This is a genomic window from Allorhizobium sp. GW101-3B10 (genome assembly GCF_059424725.1).
Genome location: NZ_JBWKZR010000001.1, coordinates 1349355 through 1369799, shown reverse-complemented (window position 1 = coordinate 1369799; position 20445 = coordinate 1349355). Strand labels below are relative to the sequence as shown.

Here is a 20445-nt window from a genome sequence, read left to right as displayed (position 1 = left end):
GTCCGCGGCTCCTGCCGGGCCGTTGGCCGGCCTCAGATCTGGGTCAGCGTCCAGGCGACGATTTCCGCGCTCACGCGGCCGAAGGCCTGGTCCATGGCGCGGATATAAGCCTCGTTGGACGTGCCCGACGCCGGCTCGCTGGCGCTGAACACTTTCTGCGCCTTGACCGCGCCGTTGCGGTCGTTGAGCAGCTTGACGGAGATCTCGACCACCCCCCTGTCGCCGCCGACCGTATCGATCTCGAAGGCACGGACGTCGGTGATCAGCTGGTAGTCGATGGCAAGGCCCTGGCCGGGCTTGCCGACGCCGTCCAGCTTGCCGGTGTTCTCGAAGGTCTCGACCAGCTTGGCTTGGACCATCCGGGTCAGCTTGTCGCTCCACTGGGAGTTCGACAGATAGCGGATCTCGGACGGCGAGACGCGCACCAGCACCTGCTCGCTGTCCAGCGCCTTCAAGGCCGAAGGATCGGCGACCAGCAGCTGGCGGCTGCGCGCCGGTCCGCTGCTCTTGACGTCGGGGGCCGCCGTGATGTCGAAGGTATCGTTCGATGCCTTCGACCCGCAGGACGACAGCCCTGCGACCAGCAGCGGCACGAGGATCGCAGCCCTCATTGCCGTCGTGCAACGCGCCATGATAGCGGTTCCGCCCATGTGACCCCTGTCCCTTCCCGTCCCGTTCGTCATCGTCTCGTTCGCCCGTCAAACTGCTTGACGTTGTCGCCGCCGAACAGCAGCCGCTGCGGATTATTGTCGAAATTGGTGATCGCGTCGTTCAGACCGCGCACGGTCTGGCGCGTATCGGTGACCAGCGACTGAATGTCCCTGAGCCCGGTATTGGAGAAGCGCGTCAGATTGTCGGCGATCGGGCCGATCCTGGCGTTCAGGTTGTCGGCGGCACCGCGGATCGACACCAGCGTCTTGCGCGCCTCGGCGCTCAGCGAATCCGCCTCGCCCGAGCCCAGGAAGGCATCGACCTTCTTCAGGATGCCGTCGATCTGGTCCGAGGCATTGTTCAGCTTGTTGGAAAGCTGGGTGAAGTCGGTGATCGCCTGATCGATGTCCTGGGTGCGATCGGTGATGCTCTGGCTGAGATCCTTGAAGCCGCTGATCGCTTCGCGCGCATCGGCGGATGCGACCGAGACGTCGTCCATCACCTGGGTGATCTTCTGTGAATCGACCGCGGCGATCACCGCGTCGACCCTGCCCAGCGTCTTGTCGGCATTCTCGCCAAACTTCTGGAAGGTCGCTGCCGTGTCGCGGAAGGTCTCGATGGCCGGACCGATGCTGTCCGAGGCATCGGCGAAATTGCCGGTGAACGCCTCTGTATTGGTGAGGATCTGGTCAATCTTGTCCGAATTGAGCGCCTTGAACAGGCTCTCGGCCGCGCCGAGCGTCGAGTCGAGTCGGCCCGACAGGCCGGAGACCGATTCCGACAGCGCGCTGACGCTTGCCAGGAACTTGTCGATGCCGTCGGCATTGTCGGCCAGCGACTTGGAGAAGGTCTCGGCGTTCTTGACGGTATTGGTCAGCGGATCTCGGGCATCGGTGATGAAGCCCTGCAGCTGGCCGATCGCATCATCGGCGCGCTTCAGGATCTTGTCGGCCGTCGCCAGGAGGTTGGTGACGCTCGACTGATCGGCGAGCAATACCGCCGGCTCACCGGTGGCGATCGCCTTCTCGAGAATATTGGCGTCCCCCGCATTGCCGCCGGAGAGTTCGATATAGGCCGCCCCGGTCAGGCCCTGGATCTCGAGCACCGCCTTGGTCGAGGCGGTGACGGGCGCGTCGGCCCTGACCTCGGTGAAGGCCACCGAGAATTGCGGATCCTCCTTGTCGATGTAGAGACTGCGCACGGAGCCGACGGCGATGCCGTTGAAGCGCACCGGAGAGCCGATGCTCAAGCCGTTGGCCGAACCCGGAATGCGGATCGCCAGCGGGGCGAGCGTCCCGCCGCGGCCGTATTCCGCCATCCAGTAGACGAAGCCGAAGGCGGCCGCGATGACCAGCATCGTGAAAAAACCGACGATCGCATAATTGGCTTTGGTTTCCATCAGTCAGTCACTCTACCGGATGCCACCGGGTTGCCCCGGCGAGGAATGGAACGGGCCCGCTTGCCCCTGAAATAGGATTTGACCCAAGGATCTTCGCTGGCGAGCATATCGTCCAAGGTGCCTTCGACCAAGACTCGCTTTTGCCCCAGAACGGCGATGCGGTCGCAGACGGAAAACAGACTGTCGAGGTCGTGGGTGACCATATAGACGGTCAAGCCGAGCGTGTCGCGCAGCCTCGCGATCAGTTCGTCGAATTCCGCGGCGCCGATCGGGTCGAGGCCGGAGGTCGGCTCGTCGAGGAAAACGAGATCCGGGTCGAGCGCCAGCGCGCGCGCCAGCGCCGCACGCTTGATCATGCCCCCGGACAGTTCCGACGGATACTTGTCCGCAGCATCCGGGTCGAGACCGACGAGATCCAGCTTGAGGTAGGCCAGCTCATCCATCAGCCACATCGGCAGGTCGAGATATTCACGCATCGGCAGCTGGATGTTCTCCTTGACGGTCAGCGCCGAGAACAGCGCACCGTGCTGGAACAAGACGCCCAGCCGCGTGTCGAGTTCCATCCGCGTGCGCTCGTCCACCGTATTATAGTCGGAACCCAGGATTTCGATCGTGCCGGACCGACGCGGCAACAGCCGCAGGACCGTGCGCATCAGCACCGACTTGCCCGCACCCGATGCGCCGACGAAGCCGAGAATTTCGCCGCGATAGATGTTGAGGTCGAGATTGTCGAGAACGACCTTGCTGCCGAAGGCGACCGTCAGATCCCTGACCGACAGCACCTTCTCGCGCTCGCCCTTCTCTACCGCCCCGGTTTCCGTGTTCACGCCCGCCACCTCAGAAATCGATTGCCGAGTAGAAAATTGCAAACAGCGCATCCACCAGGATGACGACGAAGATGGCCTTCACCACCGCCGCCGTGACGTGTCGCCCGAGAGACTCGGCGCTGCCGCCGACCTTCATGCCCTCGACCGCGGACACGATACCGATGATCAGCGCCATGAAGGGTGCCTTGATCATCCCGGACGCCACGGTCGAATAGTCGATCGCATCATGCAGGCGCGTGGTGAACACGTCGAAGGTGATGCCGGAATAGGTCCAGGCGACCACGGAGGCTCCGTAAAGCGCGGAGAAGTTGGCGACGATCGTCAGGAGCGGCAGCACGACGGTCAGGGCGACCAGTCGGGGAAAAACCAGGACGCCGATCGGGTTGAGGCCGATCACCTTCAGCGCGTCGATCTCCTCGCGCATCTTCATCGAGCCTATTTCGGCGGTGATCGCGCTGCCGGAACGGCCGGCGATCATGATCGCCGTCAGCAGAACGCCGATCTCGCGCAATTGCAGGATGCCGACGAGGTCGACGACGAAGATCTCGGCGCCGAAATACCGTAGCTGAAACGCGCCCTGCTGGGCGATGATCGCCCCGATCAGGAAGGACATCAGCATGATGATCGGCACGGCTCGGACGCCCATATGGTCCATCTGGGTGACCACGGAGGCAGGTGAGACGCCGCTGCCGCGCCCGAGCTTGGTCTGCGCGCCGTGCACGGCCGAGCCGAGCACGAACATCATCGCCACCACATCGAACCACAGATCAACGATCACCTTGCCGACCGGCGCGAACAGCCGCTGGAACAGCGGCCCCTTGGCCGCAGGCGGGGTGGGATGCTTGACGTCTTCCGGCAGGACCCGCAGCAGTTCGCGCATCGCCGGACTGCCGCCGGTCAGCTTGATATCGCCGCCCGCCTTCTCGCGAGCGGCGACGAAGCGGCGTACCAGCCAGGCGCCCGCCATGTCCATCTCCGAGACCGCGTTCAGATCGACCTCGATGGGCCGGCTGCCGTCCACGGGAACCAGCCGGCCATTGTTCTGCAGCAATGTGCCGAGGCTGTTGTTGCGCCAGGCGCCGGACAGCCGGATGCGATGCCCTTCGCCCGGCAATTCGTCGATATCAATCGCGGCGCTCTCTGGGTGTACGGACTTCAAGGTTCTGACAACTTCCACGCATTGCGCCACGCGGGCTCGGCCAAATCATCTTGCCGGCGCAAATCACTCAAGCGCGCAGTATAACGACACGCACCGGCAATGAAATCCTTAAGGAAGCGTTTATCGCGGCGCGTCACCATGAAGACACACGCCCACGGTCAGTTCCGGCCAACGTGTGAACCGACGCTCCGGTTCAGGCCGCCTGGACGTCTTTCGCATTCGCCACTTCGGCGGCGATCGCAACCGCCACAGCCCGGGGCGGCGCTAGGGCGGCGACCTTCTTGGCGGCGGCGCCGATCAGATGGCCCCAGGAAATCAGCTCGAAGCGTCCGTCGTGATGCTCGACGATGGCCGTGCAGCTCTCCACCCAGTCGCCGGTGTTGATGTAGTGGATGCCGTCGATGTCTTCCATCACAGCATGGTGGATATGGCCACAGATCACGCCATCCACGTCGTTGCGTCTGGCTTCCTCGGCAACGACGCGCTGGAACTCGCCGATGAAGTTGACGGCCTGCTTCACCTGCAACTTGGCCCAGGCGGAGAAGGACCAGTAGGGCATGCCGAGGCGGCGACGCACCGCAGCCAGCAGGATGTTGATGTTGATCGCCATGTCGTAGGCCCAGTCGCCGAGATAGGCGACGAGGCGGGCATTGCGCACCACGACGTCGAATTCGTCACCGTGCAGTACGAGGTAGCGCTTGCCGTCGGCAGTCTCGTGGATCATCCGTTCGGCCACTTCGATGCCGCCGAAATGGGTGCCGGGAAAGCCGCGCAGGAATTCGTCGTGATTGCCGGGAATGTAGACGATGCGGGTGCCTTTGCGTGCCTTGCGCAGCAGCTTCTGCACGACGTCGTTGCAGTCCTGCGGCCAGTACCAGCTGCGCTTCAGCCGCCAGCCGTCGACGATGTCGCCGACGAGAAAGATCGTCTCGGCCTCGTGGGTGCGCAGGAAGTCGAGCAGGAAGTCCGCCTTGGCCGCCTTCGAGCCGAGATGCACGTCGGAAATGAACAGGGTTCTGAAGTGACGGATTTCCGAATCTGTATTCACGGTCATGGGCCTCTCGCTTGACGAGCCTTCGCCCCCTCCAAAACCAGACTCGTGTTTCAGGATGATGACAGGCCCGCTTGACGGGGTGCCGCAATCGGCAAGGCCCCTATTGCTGGACGAGTTCAGGCAGTTCGCAACGGGAGATCTCGCCGGCCTCCACGCGGTCGACGCCCAGCGAGACGAGGATGAGTTCGGCCACTTCGCTGCCGGCCTCGCGCCAGCTCTTGTAGCCTTCCAGCACCAGCATCATGCCCGACAGGGTCGCACCGCCGATGATCGCGACCATCGATGTCACCTGCTCCTGGCGGATGGCATAGCGGCCGGTGCCGATCGCCGTGACGATCTCCTCGGTCGAGGATGCGGTCAGCAATCCCCGCAACGATTTGTTGCTGAAGCCAAAATGCACGATGAAACGGCCCCATTGCGGCTCCTCGTGCGCCCGGCGCAGGAACAGCCGGATCCCGCAGGACAGGCGGCGCGCAGGATCGGCAATCTCGACGATACTCACCCGGACGCGTTCCTGCATCTCGCAGGCGAGATCGCCCGCAACCTCCTCGAACAGGCGGTCGGGATTGGGGACGGCATTGTAGATCGTGCCGCGCGCGACGCCCGCCTCCTCGGCAAGATCGCTTACATTGACCCGGCTCGCGCCCAATCGCGCGAAGAGACGCATCGCCGCCTCATGGATGCGACACTGAACACCAGACTTCACGGCCGACTCCCTTCAGAACGCCCTAGTCGTACCGCATCGGACGGCCACAAGCCAAGACCCCTGCGCAATTTCTCAAACAATGATGTTGACAACTGAACACATGTGTTCAATATGAGGCACGCAAGTTCAACTACCCAAACGACAGGCCAACGAGAGCCGCCGCGCGGGACATCCACCAGGAGAACGGATCGTGGAAAAGTTACTCGTCGCCCTGCTTATCACCGCAGCGCTTGCCGGCTGCTCGCAGACCACCCGCCCGACGGACGAAAAGCAGACCGCCTGCGCCTATGCCGGCCTGTCCGGCAATGATTGTGCCAAGTCCAAGTACGGCTACCGTCCCACGACTCAGCCTTCGCTCGTATCGCCTTCCACCTGAGACCAGCCCCCGTCTTTGCTGGATCGAAGGCAAGCCCGGCGCTCCCCCGCCGGGCTTTTTCGTGCGCGCGGGAAAAGCCTTCGCCGACAAAATCGGTGAGGAGGGCGGCGGGGTACTCCCAGTCCCGTTCATTTGGTGTATGCAGGAACGCAATCCAAAGAAAAGCGGACACGGGAAAGCATGGATACCAAGGACAAGAACAAGTCGCAGCCGACAACCGCCACGGCCGACCTCGATGAGCAGGCACTTTTCTACCATCGCTATCCGCGACCGGGAAAACTGGAAATCCAGGCCACCAAGCCGCTCGGCAACCAGCGCGACCTCGCGCTCGCCTATTCGCCCGGTGTGGCGGCCCCCTGTCTTGCCATTCGCGACGAACCGGAACTGGCCGCGGAATATACCGCCCGCGCCAACCTGGTCGCCGTCATCTCCAACGGCACGGCCGTGCTCGGGCTCGGCAATATCGGGCCGCTCGCCTCGAAGCCGGTCATGGAAGGCAAGGCCGTCCTGTTCAAGAAGTTCGCCGGCATCGACGTCTTCGACATCGAAATCGACGCGCTGACCGTCGATTCCATGGTTTCGACCGTTTCGGCGCTCGAACCGACCTTCGGCGGCATCAACCTCGAGGACATCAAGGCGCCGGAATGCTTCGAGGTCGAGCAGCAGCTGCGCGACAAGATGAATATCCCGGTTTTCCATGACGACCAGCACGGAACGGCGATCATCGTCGCCGCCGCGATCCTCAACGGCCTGGAACTGGCCGGCAAGAAGATCGGGGACGTCAAGATCGTCGCCTCCGGCGCCGGCGCCGCGGCGCTCGCCTGCCTCAACCTTCTCGTCATCCTCGGCGCAAAGCGCGAAAACATCTGGGTGCACGACATCGAGGGCCTGGTCTATCTCGGCCGCGAAGTGCTGATGGACCAGTGGAAATCCGTCTATGCCCAGGACAGCGCCAATCGCACGCTCGCCGAATCGATCGACGGCGCCGACGTCTTCCTCGGCCTGTCGGCCGCAGGCGTGCTGAAGCCGGAACTGCTGGTGAAGATGGCGGAAAAGCCGCTGATCATGGCGCTCGCCAACCCGACGCCGGAAATCATGCCGGATCTTGCCCGCGCGGCGCGCCCCGACGCGATGATCTGCACCGGCCGCTCCGACTTCCCCAACCAGGTCAACAACGTCCTGTGCTTTCCCTACATCTTCCGCGGCGCGCTCGACTGCGGCGCGACGACGATCAACGAGGAAATGAAGATGGCCGCGGTGCGCGCCATCGCAGCCCTTGCCCGCGAGGAAGTCTCCGAGGTCGCCGCCCGCGCCTATTCCGGCGAATCCCCGACCTTCGGTCCGAACTATCTCATTCCCTCGCCGTTCGACCCGCGTCTGATCCTGCGCATCGCGCCGGCCGTCGCCAAGGCCGCCGAGGAGAGCGGCGTGGCACGCCGTCCGATCACCGACTACGATGTCTATTTCGACCAGCTGAACCGCTTCGTCTTCCGCTCCGGCTTCGTCATGAAGCCGATCTTCGCGGCAGCGAAGAAGGCATCGAGCAAGCGCGTCATCTTCGCCGAGGGTGAGGACGAGCGCGTGCTGCGCGCCGCCCAGGTCCTGCTCGAGGAAAGCAGCGGCAAGCCGATCCTGATCGGCCGTCCGCAGATCATCGAGAGCCGCCTGCAGCGCTTCGGTCTTCGCATCCGTCCGGGCGTCGATTTCGATCTGGTGAACCCCGAGGACGATCCGCGCTACCGTGAATATGTCGAGGACTATTTCGCCCTGGTCGGCCGGGCCGGCATCAATCCGGAGGCCGCCCGCACGATCGTGCGCACCAACAATACGGTGATCGGCGCGCTGGCCGTGCGCCGTGGCGATGCGGACGCCCTGATCTGCGGCGTCGAAGGCCGATTCGACCGCCACCTGCGCGATGTCGGCCAGATCATCGGCAAGAAGCCGGGTGTGCGGGCCTTTTCGGGCCTCAGCCTGCTGATCTCCCAGCGCGGCGCCATCTTCTTCACCGACACCTTCGTCACCTATAATCCCTCCGCCGCCGAGATCGCCGAAATGACGATCCTCGCCGCCCAGGAGATCCGCCGTTTCGGCATCACGCCCAGGGCCGCCCTCGTGTCGCATTCGAACTTCGGCTCGCGCGATTCCGAAAGTGCCCGCAAGATGCGCGAGGCGCTGCAACTCATCCGCGCCCAGGCGCCGGAGCTCGAGGTCGACGGCGAGATGCAGGGTGGTTCGGCCCTGTCGGAAGCCCTGCGCAAGCGGGCCATGCCCGACGGCACGCTGACCGGCGAAGCCAATCTCCTGGTTTTCCCCAACCTCGATGCCGCCAATATCTCCCTCGGCATCGTTCGCACCATGATGGACGCGCTGCATGTCGGGCCGATCCTGCTTGGTGCCGCCCTGCCCGCCCACGTCCTGTCGACTTCGGTCACCTCACGCGGCGTCGTCAACATGGCCGCCCTTGCCGTCGTGGAAGCCGCGCAGCCCGACTGACGCGGGCCTGCGCCAATCCCGGAACATCCGGTATACCCCGCCATCGCCGGTGACGGGGCCTTCGGCTGGGTAAGCTCGTCATCCAAATTACCCGCTGGACATCATGGCCTCCGGCGAACACTCTTGACCCATATTTATTGCAGGGTTTCAGGAATGACGAACCAGGGCGGCTACTTCGACCTGCTGGACTGGCTGCACGATCAGAAGGTCGTGCGTCCGCTCCCGTTCTTGAGGCAGATGCAGACCACCTTCGGCATCACCCACATCTTCTATATCGACGCCATGTGCACGCCGGCAGGCGTCAAGGCGCATCGCCTGTGCCACACCTTCGGTGCTGCGGGGGTCCATGCCGTCAGGGCGCTCGGCCCCAGCGTCTTCGAGCCGCCGCTCCGCCTGGCTTTGGCGGCGATCCGGCCGCTCGACTGGAACGTGCTGACACCAGGCACGCCGGCCCGCGACGGCCTCGACCGGGTGGCCGAGCGCCTCGGCATCACGCCCTGCGGCGTAGCCTATCCGCTCCTCTCGCGCGAGGGCCGCCAGGCCATGCTCGCCGTCCATATCGATGCCGAAGCCTGCGACTGGCACAGGTTCCGCCGGTTGCATGACCGCGACCTGCAGGCGCTCGCCATCGAGTTTCATGCCACGCTCCTCCAGGGCAGCGAGCCCGGCGTGGGCGGCGGCGGCGAGACCAAACCCCGGCTGACGCGACGCGAGCGCCAGGCCCTCTACTGGGCCGCGGCAGGAAAAAGCTACTGGGAGACCGCGGTGATCCTGGGAATCACAGAGCGCACGGTCCGCTATTTCATGTCCAATGCGCGCCGCAAGCTCAATGTCGTGTCCAACACCCAGGCGGTCGCCGAAGCCGCCTGGCGCGGCCTGCTGCCGGGGCCGGACCTGCACTGACCACCTCCGCCATTTGGGGCGCACAAGCATAATCCGCAATTGCAATTTCGCGACCTGTCGCTACCGACAGTTTCATTTCATATGTAATTTGCCATCTTTCAGTCGCCTGGACAAACAAGGGAGACTGGAATGATCAGGATCATCAATGGCGCCAATCGCAACGAATATCCCGAGGAAATCGCCGCCATGCACCGGCTGCGCAAGCGGGTTTTCCACGATCTTCTGAAATGGGACGTAACCGTCAGGGACGACTGGGAAGTGGACCACTATGACGATGCCAACCCCATCTACGTCATGTCCTATTCGCCGGAGGGCCTGCTGCGCGGCTCCCTGCGGCTGCTGCCGACACTCGGCCCCAACATGCTCGACGACACCTTCCCGATCCTGCTCGGAGGGCGGCCGGAGATCCGCAGCGCCGAGATCTGGGAATCGAGCCGCTTCTGCATCGAGCCGGAAATCTCGCAGGACCGCGCCTCGAACCAGGTGACGATTGCAGCCGCCGAACTGATGTGCGGCGTCGGCGAGATCGGTCTTGCCTCCGGGCTCAGCCACATCGTCACCGTGACGGACGTCTTCCTCGAGCGGATGTTCCGGCGCATGGGTTGCCCGGGCGAACGCATCGCCGAACCGCACAAGATCGGCTCGGTCCACGCCGTCGCCGTCGCATGGGAGGTGACGCCCGACCTGCTGGCACGGATGAAGGCGGTCGCCGAAATCGACGGACCCTTGCTGGTCGAACCTCTGTCGATCGAACAGCCCCGCGCCGCCTGACACTTCTTCCGAAAAGGCAAAGCGCCGCGATCCCGCGGCGCTTTGCGTTAACACAGATTTGTGTTCCTGTTTGGCGCTTTGTCCCTCGCAAACTAAGGTGAAAATGCCTATAGGCTCACCAGTAATCCGTACAAGGACCGACGCCGACCGGGGACGCGACTTGCACCATCGCAGACATCGATTGCTCCTGACGCTTGCCGTCGTGTTTGCCTGCCAGCCGCTTGCTGCGCAGGCGTCGGTCGTGTGCGAAAGCCTGCGGCTGCGGCTCGCATCCCAGCCGGAAGTGATTGCCGACACGAGCGAGATGCGCCGCTATGCGAGCGCCATCGCCCGGCAGAACCTGGAAATCCGCAAGGTCCGCTACGACATGCGGCGTCTGCGCTGCGACGGAGCGGTCGTCGAATACCGGGCTGACGGCACCAGCCAGTGCGGCGAGCTCTCCACCGCCTTGACCCGCATGGAAAGCAACAAGCAGATGCTCGCCGGCAAGCGCGACGCGCTGCGCCAGGAAGGCACCGGCGCCAATCAGACGCGCCAACGTCTTCTGGAGGCACTCGAGGCCAATGGCTGCAACACGGACCAGCCGGGTCCGACGGACATGCCGATGGCGCCGCCCCGAACGCTCGGCCGGCCGCTCGAAACCACGGAGCCGATGAGCGAGGCGAGCCGCGCGGGCCGATTCCAGACGTTCACCGGGCACGGCAGCCTCAGAACGCTGTGTGTGCGAACCTGCGACGGCGCCTTTTTCCCGATCTCGTCGAACACCTCGCCGCTCAATTTCCGGCGTGACGCGCAGATCTGCGAACAGATGTGTCCGGAGACCGAGACGGAGCTCTTCTACCATTCGATGCGCACCGAGGAGAGCGCCGACATGGTGTCGGCCGAGACCGGCCAGCCCTACCGGATGCTGCCGACCGCCTTCGCCTACCTGAACCGATCGCGCGGCGACAATCCGTCCTGCGGCTGCGACCTCGCCGGCTACTATCGCCGGATGCAGGGCCAGTCGGCGCAGGGCAATGCCGGCGGCAACAACAAGGCAGTCATCGAAATCGGCCGCTCGGCCGAGGCGACCGCGAAAGCCGATGGCCTGCCCGCGCGGTCCACTCCCGCAATGCCGCAGGATCGGGCCTATGACCCGCAATCTGCCGCCGTGCGCCAGGTCGGCCCCACCTTCCTGCCGTCCGCAACCAGCGACATCGATCTGCGCAATCCGGCGCTGCCGGGTCCCCAGCCGCTTCAGCAATAGCAGCGCCGCCGGCCGCAAGGACCGGCCGCCGCCTCCCCGCCAGCCGAACGCAAACGGCCGGGCGAGAGCCCGGCCCTCTGACGTTTCCCTGGAAAATCGGTTCGATCACGCGGCGTGCGGCCGCGCCGGGCGGATGCGCTGCGGTTCCCGTTGACTGCCACAAGATACGACCAAAAGCCTAGGTCGCTTCGGGCGGCCGGAGATTTCCCCAGACCTCGTCGAAGACGAGTTCATCGATCGGCAGCCTCTGCCGCCAGCCCTTCAGCGCCAGTTCCGGCTGGTCGTAGAGCCGGTCGACATAGCCGACACAGAACCAGCCGATCACTTCCACATGGGCCGGAATGCCGAGCACGGCGCGCACATCGTCCTGATGAAAGATGCTCACCCAACCTACGCCTACCCCCTCGGCCCGCGCGGCAAGCCAGAGGTTCTGCACGGCGCACACGGTCGAATAGCTGTCCATGCGGGGATTGTGGGTGCGCCCCAGCACCACGGGTCCGCCGCGGGTCGGATCGCAGGTGACGCAGATGCCGAGCGGCGCCTTGCGGATGCCTTCGAGTTTCAGCCGCATATAGGTCTCGCGCTGCTCGCCGTCGAACAGGGCCGCGGCTTCCTCATTGGCCCTGGCGAAGGCCCGCCACACCGCCTCGCGGCGCGCGGCGTCCCGTACCAGGAGAAAATTCCACGGCTGCATGAAGCCGACCGAGGGCGCGCTGTGGGCGGCGTCCAGCAGGCGCGCGATCAGGTCTTCGGGCAGAGGATCGGGCAGGAACTGGTCCCGCACGTCGCGGCGGGTCCGGATCGCCCGGTAGACGGCCTCGCGCTCTTCCACGGAAAAGGCGCCGGCCCGGACGAGATGGTCGTTCGGTTCGTCGTGCATCGTCATATCCCCAACAATGCGTCCGACCGCCTGCTGTCCTCGCAGGCTAAGCCTATCTTGCCAGGCCGGTCTTCTGACTGGGCTTCGTCTGCATCGCGCCGACCTTCCCGGCCCGAAGGGCCAGTGGCTCGAACCGCCTCCGGTTCGTTGGCGCGAGGCATCCACCTCACAGCGTTGGGCACGTGCCGGAATTCCACCGGCTTCCCGATTCTCCCGCCCCGACGAGGGCAGGCACCTGACCGGAGAATGTCTACAGCATCGCCGCCCGAAGGCAAGACGGCTTGCTCGTCTCTGCCTAAACGACCGCCGGGAAATACCGGACATAAGCGAATTCGTTGCCATCGGGCGACCAGCACGGGACGTTGATCGTGCCCTGCCCGCCGAACAGTTCGAACAATGTCTCCGGATTGCTCCCGTCCGGATCGATCAGCCGCAGCCGCACGTCGAGATCGCGCGGATGGTCGAAGACGTCCGGGTCGTAGGACAAGAGCAGGACCTTGTCGCCCTTCGGCGACGGATGCGGGAACCAGTCGCCGAATGCGCTATCGGTGACCCGCTCCGCGGCGCCACCCTCGGCCGGCACGCGCCAGATCTGCATCCGCCCCGAGCGGCTGGAATTGAAATAGATCCATCGGCCGTCCGCCGAATAATCCGGTCCGTCATTGCGCCCTTCGCCGAAGGTCAGCCGGGTCTCCTCTCCGCCATCGACGGAGATCGTGTAGATGTCGAAGACATCGTTGCGAATGCCGCAGTAGGAGAGCGTGCGGCCGTCCGGCGACCAGCCGTGCCAGTAGGACGGCAGGTTACGCGTCACCTGGCGCGGCGTGCCGCCCCCGGCCGGCAGGATGTAGATGCACGACTTGCCGTGCTCCACCTTGTCCGACACGACGAGCCATCGGCCGTCGGGCGAGATCCCATGGTCGTTGTTGCAGGCGGTGGCAAAACCGGTATCGATCTGCACCGGCGCGGCACTGCCGTCTGCCGGCAGGCGATAGAGCAATCCCTCGCCATTGATGATGAGGGATGCGCCGTCGGGGCTCCAGTTGGGCGCCTCGACCAGTCGCTCCGTCTGCCATACGACGCGCCGGGCGCCACTGCGAATATTGAAGATCTCCACGGAACTCCGCATCGCTCGCTCCCTGGAAGTTCCGGCAACCGCCTCTGTCAGCGGTCGCGGAAACGATTGGTGATCGGATAGCGCCGGTCGCGGCCGAAATTCTTGCGGGTGATCTTCACCCCCGGCGCCGACTGGCGGCGCTTGTACTCGGCGAGATAGAGCAGGTGCTCGACGCGGTGCACGGTCGCGATCTCATGGCCGCGCGCGACGATCTCGTCGACGGACATTTCCTTCTCGACCAGGCATTCGAGGATGTCGTCCAGCACCGGATAGGGCGGCAGCGAATCCTGGTCCGTCTGGTTGGGCCGAAGCTCGGCCGACGGCGCCTTGGAGAGGATGTTGGCCGGGATGACCTCGCCCGACGGGCCGAGTGCGCCCGGTGGCACATGCTTGTTGCGCCACGCGGCGAGCGCATAGACCTGCATCTTGTAGAGGTCCTTGATCGGATTGAAGCCACCGTTCATGTCGCCGTAGAGCGTCGCATAACCGACCGACATTTCCGACTTGTTGCCGGTCGTCACCACCATCGAACCGAACTTGTTGGAGATCGCCATCAGGATGGTGCCGCGGGCACGGCTCTGCAGGTTCTCTTCCGTAATGCCGCTCTCGGTGCCCTCGAACATGTCGGAAAGCGCGGAGAGGAAGCCGTCGACCGGCTCGCCTATCGGTACCGTGTCGTAGTGGCAACCGAGAGCCTTGGCACAGGCGGCAGCGTCAGTGAGCGATTCCTTCGAGGTATAGCGATAGGGCAGCATGATGGCGCGCACCCGCTCCTCGCCCAGCGCATCCACGGCGATCGCCGCGCAGATGGCCGAATCAATGCCACCCGAGAGGCCGAGCACGACGCTCTTGAAACCGTTCTTGTTCACATAGTCGCGGAAGCCCAGCACGCAGGCGCGATAGTCGGCCTCTTCCTTTTCCGGAATGCGCGACATCGGCCCCTCGCCGCAGCGCCAGCCGTCCGCGGCCCGTTTCCAGGTGGTGACCGACAGGGTGGATTCGAACTGGCTCATCTGGAAGGCCAGCGTCTTGTCGGCATTGAAGCCGAAGCTCGCGCCGTCGAACACCAGTTCGTCCTGGCCGCCCAGCTGGTTGGCGTAGATCAGCGGCAGGCCGCTCTCGATCACCTGTTTCAGCGCCACCTGGTGGCGGATGTCGACCTTCTCGCGGAAGTAGGGCGATCCGTTCGGCACCAGCAGGATCTCGGCACCGGATTCGGCCAGCGTCTCGCACACGCCGAGATCGCCCCAGATGTCTTCGCAGATCGGAATGCCGAGGCGGATACCGCGGAAATTGACCGGCCCCGGCATCTCGCCGGCGCTGAACACGCGTTTCTCGTCGAACTCGCCGTAGTTCGGCAGATCGATCTTGTCTCGCGTGGCAATCATCTTGCCGCCGTCCAGCACCGCGACCGAATTGTAGCGGCCCTTCTCATCCTCGCGCGGAAAGCCGATCACCACGCCCGGCCCGCCATCCGCGGTATCGGCGGCAAGCTGCTCCACCGCCGTGCGGCACGCCTTCAGGAAGGCCGACTTCAGCACCAGATCCTCCGGCGGATAGCCGGAAATGAAAAGCTCGGTGAGGAGCAGCAGATCGGCGCCCTGGGATGCGGCTTCGGCGCGCGCGTCCCGGGCCTTGGCAAGATTGCCGGCGACGTCGCCGACAGTCGGATCGAGCTGCGCAATGGCAATGCGGAGGGTGTCGGATCGGGTCTGAATATCGCTCATGACCCTCGTTTAGCGCGTGCCGCTCGCCTCCGCAATGTCGGCGTGCGAAAGGGGCGTGCCGCGCTGCAACAAACGGTGTTGAAAATCGCAGGAACAAGGCACCGCACGGCTTGGTTCATCTAGCGTTCATGACGACTATGTGACAGCTATGTGAAACTTCTGTTAAGCTTCTTGTCGATTGCTGGAGAGCGCGTTGGCTGAGATTATCTCCGAGCCTGGAATGTCCATTGCGGGCGCAAACGTCGCCCTTCAGGGTGAAAATGGCACACGTTCACAACAGCGCGCCCGCGCGTTCCGCGCCGCGGCAAGACTCGTCAATTCGCTGGTGCTGGCGCTTCTGACGATCATCGTCACCGAATGGCTGGCGCGCGGCACGCTGATCGACGTCTCCGACTACCTTCTGTCCACGGCCCGTCCCGGCATGGTCGCGGTGCTGGCGCTCTTCCTGCTCTTCATCGCCGCCGACGCGCTGTTCGGCCGGGCCTACCAGTCGGCGCTGATCCTCGTGCCGCTGGCGATCCTGCCGGCCTTCCTGTCGATGCAGAAGCAGCAGTACCTCTCCGATCCGCTCTATCCGAGCGACATGCTGTTCGGCCGCCAGATCGGCGAACTCGTGCCCGTGATGTTCGCCGCCCGGCCCTTCGCCGCGATCGGCCTGGTCCTTGGTGTGCTCGCCCTGCTCGCGCTGCTCGGCTATCTGCTCGTGCTCGGACGCCGCCACTTTCCGCAGCTCTCGGCGCCGTCGAAGCTTTTCCGGCTCCTCGTCTCCCTGCCCCTGATCGGCGGCTTCCTGTCGCTCATGGATCCCAACTCGTTCTCCTATGTCCGCGACCGGCTGAACATCGTGCCGATGATGTGGGACCAGCAGGAGAACTATCGCCACAACGGCTTCCTGCTCGCCTTCGCCTTCAACGTGCCGATGGCCAATGTCCAGGCGCCGGGCGGCTATGGCCCTGACGTGATCGCCGACATCGCGCCGGAGCGGCTGCCTTCGACCTTCTTCGGCGGCCGCAACGCCGACGTGATCATGGTCATGAGCGAGTCGCTGTGGGATCCGACACGCCTCAACAACGCCGCGCTCTCGCCCGATCCGATGCCGACCATGCGCGCCAATTCCTCGGGCAACCTGTTCTCGCCGGAGTTCGGCGGAATGACGGCCAATGTCGAATTCGAGGCACTGACCGGCTTCTCCAACGCCTTCCTGCCCTATGGCAGCATTCCCTATCAGCAGTATGTGCGCCGGCCCCTGCCCTCGCTCGCCACCTTCTTCGCCTCGAAGGGCTATACGACGCGCGCCTTCCACCCGTTCCAGAGCTGGTTCTGGAACCGGGCCAATGTCTACCAGTCGCTCGGCTTCCAGTCCTTCATGTCGGAAGAGAACATGCCCGTCATGGACAAGCGCGGCCTGTTCACCTCGGACGACGCACTGACGAAGGAGATCATCCGTTCGGCCGACCAGACCAAGGAACCGTTCTTCTTCTTCGCCGTCACCCTCCAGGGCCATGGACCCTACGAGAAGAACCGCTATGCGAAGAACACCATCAACGTGCAGTCTGCAGCGCTTGCGCCGGAAAACCGCGACAGCCTGGCGACCTATGCCCAGGGCGTGCGCGAAGCCGACAGCAGCCTCAAGGCACTGATGGACTGGGCCAAGAAGCGCCGCCGCGAGACGATCATCGTGCTTTTCGGCGACCACCTGCCGCCGCTCGGCAATGTCTATACCGAGACCGGCTACATGCCGGACGTCGTCGCCACCCGCAAGGCCTCCGTCGGCGTGATGAAGCGCGAGCATGAGACGCCGCTGGTGGTCTGGTCGTCGAAGCGCGGCGTGCAGAAGGACCTGGGCTCGATCAGCCCGTCGCAACTGCCCTATTACGTGGTGCGCCTCGCCGGCTACCGGCACGCCTTCTACACCGGCGTTCTCGGCCGGCTGCACGAACGCTATGCCGTCGTGGACCGGCACCAGCTGATCGAGCGCAACGACCGGCCCCACCCCGACTGGGCGACCTCCGGTGCGCCGATCGATCCGCTGATCCGCGACTACCGCTATCTCCAGCACGACCAGATGTTCGGCGAGGGCTTTGGCACGGAGCGCTTCTTCCCCGAGCAGGCGGAGCGCATGGAGGCACCGGCCAGCTGAGGCGTCGGCGGTTGCAGGACAACCGACCGCAATACCTCCGGTGACCGATCTCCGTTCCCCGCCTTGCGTCGATGACGTAAACCGGCCATTGACACAAAACGGATAAGAAATTTGTCTAGCCAGCAGCTAGGCTCCATTGCCGCGTCGTCATTCCGTTTTAGGAATGCCGGCCGGATGCAGGCCGACCCGAACATCAAAGACCTTTAGCAAAGCGTAGACCAGCCATGCGGCCACTGACCCGCGCCGAAATTGCCGGCCACCCCCTGTTCCCGACAATCGAGAAGCAGATCGCCGAACACCTGATCGGCATACACCTGCGCACGCCGCGCCTGTCGCGGCTCAAGGCCTCGCATCGCAAATGGCTGATGACCCATTCGCTGTTTGCCCTGTCCCTCCAGCGCCGGGACGACGACCCCCTGTCCGGGCTGACGGCGACCCGCTTCGTCGAGATCGTCATGAAGCTCGGCGCGGCAAGCCGCAACACGGCGACGGCCTTCCTCGCCGAACTGGTCGCCTACAAGTTCCTGCGGGACATCCCCGATGTGCCCGACCGCCGCGTGCGCGTGCTGGAAACGACCGAATCCGCCTATGGGGCGATGGCATCCTGGTTCATGGGACACATGGCCTGTCTCGACCGGCTGGACGGCGGAGTGCGCGAGCAGACCGCCGCCGCGGATCCGCGCATCTTCCGCATCGCGCAGCCCTTTGCCGCCGCCCATCTGGTCGAGGATCCCACCTGGCGCGATCCGCCCGACAGCATCGGCCACTTCCTGTGGTCGGATCTCGGTGGCATGGTTCTCCACGATCTGATCGCCCGCATTCCCGGCACCTTGGCCGATCAGGAACGCATCGATGTCGGCCCCTTGTCGCTGCCGGAACTGAGCGAGGTCTACATGATCTCCGCCACGAACCTGAAGCGCATGTTCAAGAAGGCCGAGATCGACGGTCTGCTGGGCTGGCAATTGCCGCGCCGGCGCGGTTCGCTCTGGCTGTCGCGCCCGTTCGTCAGCGACTACTTCACATGGCAGTCGGCGAAATTCGCGGCTCTCGAACAAGCGTTCCACCATGCGACCGGCGAGCTTGGCATCACCCTGCCGGCACTGCAGGCACCTCGCCCGCAGCCGGTTCTTCAGGTGGGCTTGCCGGCCTGATAGGTCGGCAGACCGTCATCGATCGCGTAGAATTCACCCTTGTCGGCACAGAATATGTGATAGCCGCCGACCAGCCCGCTCGGCTCGTCGAACGCCCCCGCCATGACCGAGACTTGGTCGCTGCCGTCGCGCTGCCAGAAAAGTGCCGAACCGCATCGGCTGCAGAAGCCCCTCTGCGCGCCCTCGCTCGACCGGTACCATCCGAGCATGCCCTCGCCCGTCAGCTGGATGTGATCGCGCGGCACGTCGGTCGCGGCGTAGTAGAGGCCGGTCTGACGCCGGCATTGCGAGCAATGACAGAACACGACCTCGCGAACCGGCCCACGCGTGCGGAAGCGGACGGCACCGCACAGGCAGGCCCCGGTTCTCAACTCGTCCATTCGATACCCCCGATCTGGCAAAACGAAACCGGGCCAGCTTGGGGAAGCCGGCCCGGTCGGTCAAATGCGCTTATCTGAAGCTTAGCTTCAACCGTTTGCGACCATCATCCGCTTTTCGTCGCGGCCGCCCTTCATCCGCTCTGCGAGCAGGAAGGCCAGTTCGAGCGCCTGGTCGGCATTGAGACGCGGGTCGCAATGGGTGTGGTAGCGATCCTGCAGGGCTTCCGCCGTGACCGCACGCGCACCGCCGGTGCATTCCGTCACGTCGTTGCCGGTCATCTCGATATGGATGCCGCCCGGATGCGTTCCTTCCGCACGATGGATCTGGAAGAAGCTCTCGACTTCCGACAGAACCCGCTCGAACGGACGGGTCTTGTAATTGTTGAGCGTGATCGTGTTGCCGTGCATCGGATCGCAGGACCACACGACCTTGCGGCCCTCGCGCTCGACCGCGCGGATGAGGCGCGGCAGGTGCTCGGCAACCTTGTCGTGACCGAAACGGCAGATCAGCGTCAGACGACCGGCCTCGTTGTTCGGGTTCAGGATGTCGATCAGGTTCAGGAGATCGTCCGCCTGCAGCGACGGACCGCACTTCAGTCCGAGCGGGTTCTTGATGCCGCGGCAGTATTCCAGATGCGCGTGATCCGCCTGGCGGGTGCGGTCGCCGATCCAGATCATGTGGCCGGACGTGGCATACCAGTCGCCGGACGTGGAATCGACGCGCGTCAGCGCCTCTTCATAGCCGAGAAGCAGCGCCTCGTGGCTGGTGAAGAAATCGGTCTCGCGCAGGCTCGGATTGGTCTCCGAGCTGATGCCGATCGCCTTCATGAAATCCATGGTCTCGGAAATCCGGTCGGCGAGCTTGCGGTAGCGCTCGGCCTGCGGGCTGTCCTTGACGAAGCCGAGCATCCACTGGTGCACGTTGTCGAGATTGGCATAGCCACCCATGGCGAAGGCGCGCAGCAGGTTGAGCGTCGCCGCCGACTGGCGGTACGCCATGATCTGGCGATCTGGATTGGGGATGCGCGATTCCGGCGTGAACTCGATGCCGTTGATGATGTCGCCGCGATAGCTCGGCAGCTCGACGTCGCCCTGCTTCTCGAAGTCGGACGAGCGCGGCTTGGCGAACTGGCCGGCGATGCGGCCGACCTTGACCACCGGCAGCTGCGCGCCAAAGGTCAGCACGACGGCCATCTGCAGGAAGGCGCGGAAGAAGTCGCGGATGGTGTCCGCGCCATGTTCGGCAAAGCTCTCGGCGCAGTCGCCGCCCTGCAGCAGGAAACCGTTGCCTTCGGCCACGTTGCCGAGCGCCTTGGTCAGGCGACGGGCTTCACCGGCAAAGACGAGCGGCGGAAACTTGGCGAGACGCGCTTCGGCATCGGCAAGGGCGCCCATGTCCGGATAGGCCGGAACCTGCTTGATCGGCTTGCTGCGCCAGCTGCTCGGGGTCCAATTCTGTGCCATG

Annotated in this window: 18 protein-coding genes and 1 riboswitch; of the genes, 7 read left to right on the top strand and 11 right to left on the bottom strand. The window is 64.5% G+C overall.

Annotation, left to right across the window (positions count from 1 at the left end; translation table 11 throughout):
• Positions 1-32: 32 nt before the first annotated feature.
• From AC07Y0_RS06530 to AC07Y0_RS06505, 6 genes are all read right to left on the bottom strand, one after another.
• The gene (locus AC07Y0_RS06530; protein WP_498675648.1) at positions 33-632 is read right to left on the bottom strand and encodes an ABC-type transport auxiliary lipoprotein family protein; all 600 of its coding nucleotides are present in this window, start codon (positions 630-632) and stop codon (positions 33-35) included.
• A 47-nt stretch (positions 633-679) separates the two neighbouring features.
• Positions 680-2050, bottom strand: coding sequence for an MlaD family protein (locus AC07Y0_RS06525; protein ID WP_498675645.1), 1371 nt, complete (start codon positions 2048-2050; stop codon positions 680-682).
• Positions 2050-2877 carry an ABC transporter ATP-binding protein gene (locus AC07Y0_RS06520; RefSeq protein ID WP_498675642.1) on the bottom strand — a complete coding sequence of 276 codons (828 nt, stop codon included), beginning with the start codon at positions 2875-2877 and terminating at the stop codon, positions 2050-2052. Before AC07Y0_RS06520 ends, AC07Y0_RS06525 begins: the two co-directional genes overlap by 1 nt.
• Before the next feature lie 10 nt (positions 2878-2887).
• Complete coding sequence (locus tag AC07Y0_RS06515) at positions 2888-4036, bottom strand: ABC transporter permease (protein WP_498675640.1); 1149 nt, start codon at positions 4034-4036, stop codon at positions 2888-2890.
• 193 nt (positions 4037-4229) lie between these two features.
• On the bottom strand, positions 4230-5090 hold the full coding sequence (locus AC07Y0_RS06510; RefSeq protein ID WP_498675638.1) for a UDP-2,3-diacylglucosamine diphosphatase: 861 nt from the start codon (positions 5088-5090) through the stop codon (positions 4230-4232).
• 100 nt (positions 5091-5190) lie between these two features.
• On the bottom strand, positions 5191-5796 hold the full coding sequence (locus AC07Y0_RS06505; RefSeq protein WP_498675637.1) for a TetR/AcrR family transcriptional regulator: 606 nt from the start codon (positions 5794-5796) through the stop codon (positions 5191-5193).
• Between the two features lie 190 nt (positions 5797-5986).
• On the opposite strand from AC07Y0_RS06505, the gene AC07Y0_RS06500 reads away from it, so the two are divergent.
• From AC07Y0_RS06500 to AC07Y0_RS06480, 5 genes are all read left to right on the top strand, one after another.
• Complete coding sequence (locus tag AC07Y0_RS06500) at positions 5987-6172, top strand: lipoprotein (protein ID WP_498675635.1); 186 nt, start codon at positions 5987-5989, stop codon at positions 6170-6172.
• 180 nt (positions 6173-6352) lie between these two features.
• Positions 6353-8665: an NADP-dependent malic enzyme gene (locus tag AC07Y0_RS06495; RefSeq protein WP_498675632.1), complete on the top strand. Its 2313-nt coding sequence runs from the start codon at positions 6353-6355 to the stop codon at positions 8663-8665.
• A gap of 153 nt (positions 8666-8818) precedes the next feature.
• Complete coding sequence (locus AC07Y0_RS06490; protein ID WP_498675630.1) at positions 8819-9568, top strand: helix-turn-helix transcriptional regulator; 750 nt, start codon at positions 8819-8821, stop codon at positions 9566-9568.
• Between the two features lie 129 nt (positions 9569-9697).
• Positions 9698-10339 carry an acyl-homoserine-lactone synthase gene (locus AC07Y0_RS06485; RefSeq protein WP_498675627.1) on the top strand — a complete coding sequence of 214 codons (642 nt, stop codon included), beginning with the start codon at positions 9698-9700 and terminating at the stop codon, positions 10337-10339.
• Positions 10340-10499: 160 nt separating this feature from the next.
• Positions 10500-11585, top strand: coding sequence for a DUF2865 domain-containing protein (locus tag AC07Y0_RS06480; RefSeq protein ID WP_498675625.1), 1086 nt, complete (start codon positions 10500-10502; stop codon positions 11583-11585).
• A gap of 178 nt (positions 11586-11763) precedes the next feature.
• On the opposite strand, the gene bluB is transcribed toward AC07Y0_RS06480, so the two are convergent.
• From bluB to AC07Y0_RS06465, 3 genes are all read right to left on the bottom strand, one after another.
• On the bottom strand, positions 11764-12465 hold the full coding sequence (gene bluB / locus AC07Y0_RS06475) for a 5,6-dimethylbenzimidazole synthase (RefSeq protein WP_498675624.1): 702 nt from the start codon (positions 12463-12465) through the stop codon (positions 11764-11766).
• A 46-nt stretch (positions 12466-12511) separates the two neighbouring features.
• A riboswitch (cobalamin riboswitch) is annotated at positions 12512-12719 on the bottom strand.
• 41 nt (positions 12720-12760) lie between these two features.
• Complete coding sequence (locus AC07Y0_RS06470) at positions 12761-13594, bottom strand: TolB family protein (RefSeq protein WP_498675622.1); 834 nt, start codon at positions 13592-13594, stop codon at positions 12761-12763.
• A 35-nt stretch (positions 13595-13629) separates the two neighbouring features.
• Positions 13630-15309 carry an NAD+ synthase gene (locus tag AC07Y0_RS06465; RefSeq protein ID WP_498675620.1) on the bottom strand — a complete coding sequence of 560 codons (1680 nt, stop codon included), beginning with the start codon at positions 15307-15309 and terminating at the stop codon, positions 13630-13632.
• Between the two features lie 220 nt (positions 15310-15529).
• Here AC07Y0_RS06465 and AC07Y0_RS06460 point away from each other — a divergent pair, with 220 nt between their 5' ends.
• Both AC07Y0_RS06460 and AC07Y0_RS06455 read left to right on the top strand, forming a co-directional pair.
• Positions 15530-17449 (top strand): LTA synthase family protein, encoded by a 1920-nt coding sequence (locus tag AC07Y0_RS06460; protein WP_498680185.1) that lies wholly within the window; start codon positions 15530-15532, stop codon positions 17447-17449.
• Between the two features lie 224 nt (positions 17450-17673).
• Entirely contained in the window at positions 17674-18600 is a 927-nt protein-coding gene (locus AC07Y0_RS06455; protein WP_498675618.1) for a hypothetical protein, read from the top strand.
• Here the strand turns inward: AC07Y0_RS06455 and AC07Y0_RS06450 are convergent.
• Both AC07Y0_RS06450 and AC07Y0_RS06445 read right to left on the bottom strand, forming a co-directional pair.
• Positions 18579-18980, bottom strand: a complete 402-nt coding sequence (locus AC07Y0_RS06450; protein WP_498675615.1) for a GFA family protein — start codon at positions 18978-18980, stop codon at positions 18579-18581. The genes AC07Y0_RS06455 and AC07Y0_RS06450 overlap by 22 nt on opposite strands.
• An 87-nt stretch (positions 18981-19067) precedes the next feature.
• The gene (locus tag AC07Y0_RS06445; protein WP_498675614.1) at positions 19068-20444 is read right to left on the bottom strand and encodes a class II 3-deoxy-7-phosphoheptulonate synthase; all 1377 of its coding nucleotides are present in this window, start codon (positions 20442-20444) and stop codon (positions 19068-19070) included.
• Position 20445: the final 1 nt, after the last annotated feature.

Coding starts and splice junctions, on each gene's coding strand:
- AC07Y0_RS06490 (WP_498675630.1), top strand. CDS start 8,819: ATGACGAACCAGGGCGGCTACTTCGACCTGCTGGACTGGCTGCACGAT.
- AC07Y0_RS06525 (WP_498675645.1), bottom strand. CDS start 2,050: ATGGAAACCAAAGCCAATTATGCGATCGTCGGTTTTTTCACGATGCTG.
- bluB (WP_498675624.1), bottom strand. CDS start 12,465: ATGCACGACGAACCGAACGACCATCTCGTCCGGGCCGGCGCCTTTTCC.
- AC07Y0_RS06455 (WP_498675618.1), top strand. CDS start 17,674: ATGCGGCCACTGACCCGCGCCGAAATTGCCGGCCACCCCCTGTTCCCG.
- AC07Y0_RS06470 (WP_498675622.1), bottom strand. CDS start 13,594: ATGCGGAGTTCCGTGGAGATCTTCAATATTCGCAGTGGCGCCCGGCGC.
- AC07Y0_RS06465 (WP_498675620.1), bottom strand. CDS start 15,309: ATGAGCGATATTCAGACCCGATCCGACACCCTCCGCATTGCCATTGCG.
- AC07Y0_RS06530 (WP_498675648.1), bottom strand. CDS start 632: ATGGCGCGTTGCACGACGGCAATGAGGGCTGCGATCCTCGTGCCGCTG.
- AC07Y0_RS06445 (WP_498675614.1), bottom strand. CDS start 20,444: ATGGCACAGAATTGGACCCCGAGCAGCTGGCGCAGCAAGCCGATCAAG.
- AC07Y0_RS06450 (WP_498675615.1), bottom strand. CDS start 18,980: ATGGACGAGTTGAGAACCGGGGCCTGCCTGTGCGGTGCCGTCCGCTTC.
- AC07Y0_RS06485 (WP_498675627.1), top strand. CDS start 9,698: ATGATCAGGATCATCAATGGCGCCAATCGCAACGAATATCCCGAGGAA.
- AC07Y0_RS06495 (WP_498675632.1), top strand. CDS start 6,353: ATGGATACCAAGGACAAGAACAAGTCGCAGCCGACAACCGCCACGGCC.
- AC07Y0_RS06510 (WP_498675638.1), bottom strand. CDS start 5,090: ATGACCGTGAATACAGATTCGGAAATCCGTCACTTCAGAACCCTGTTC.
- AC07Y0_RS06460 (WP_498680185.1), top strand. CDS start 15,530: ATGTCCATTGCGGGCGCAAACGTCGCCCTTCAGGGTGAAAATGGCACA.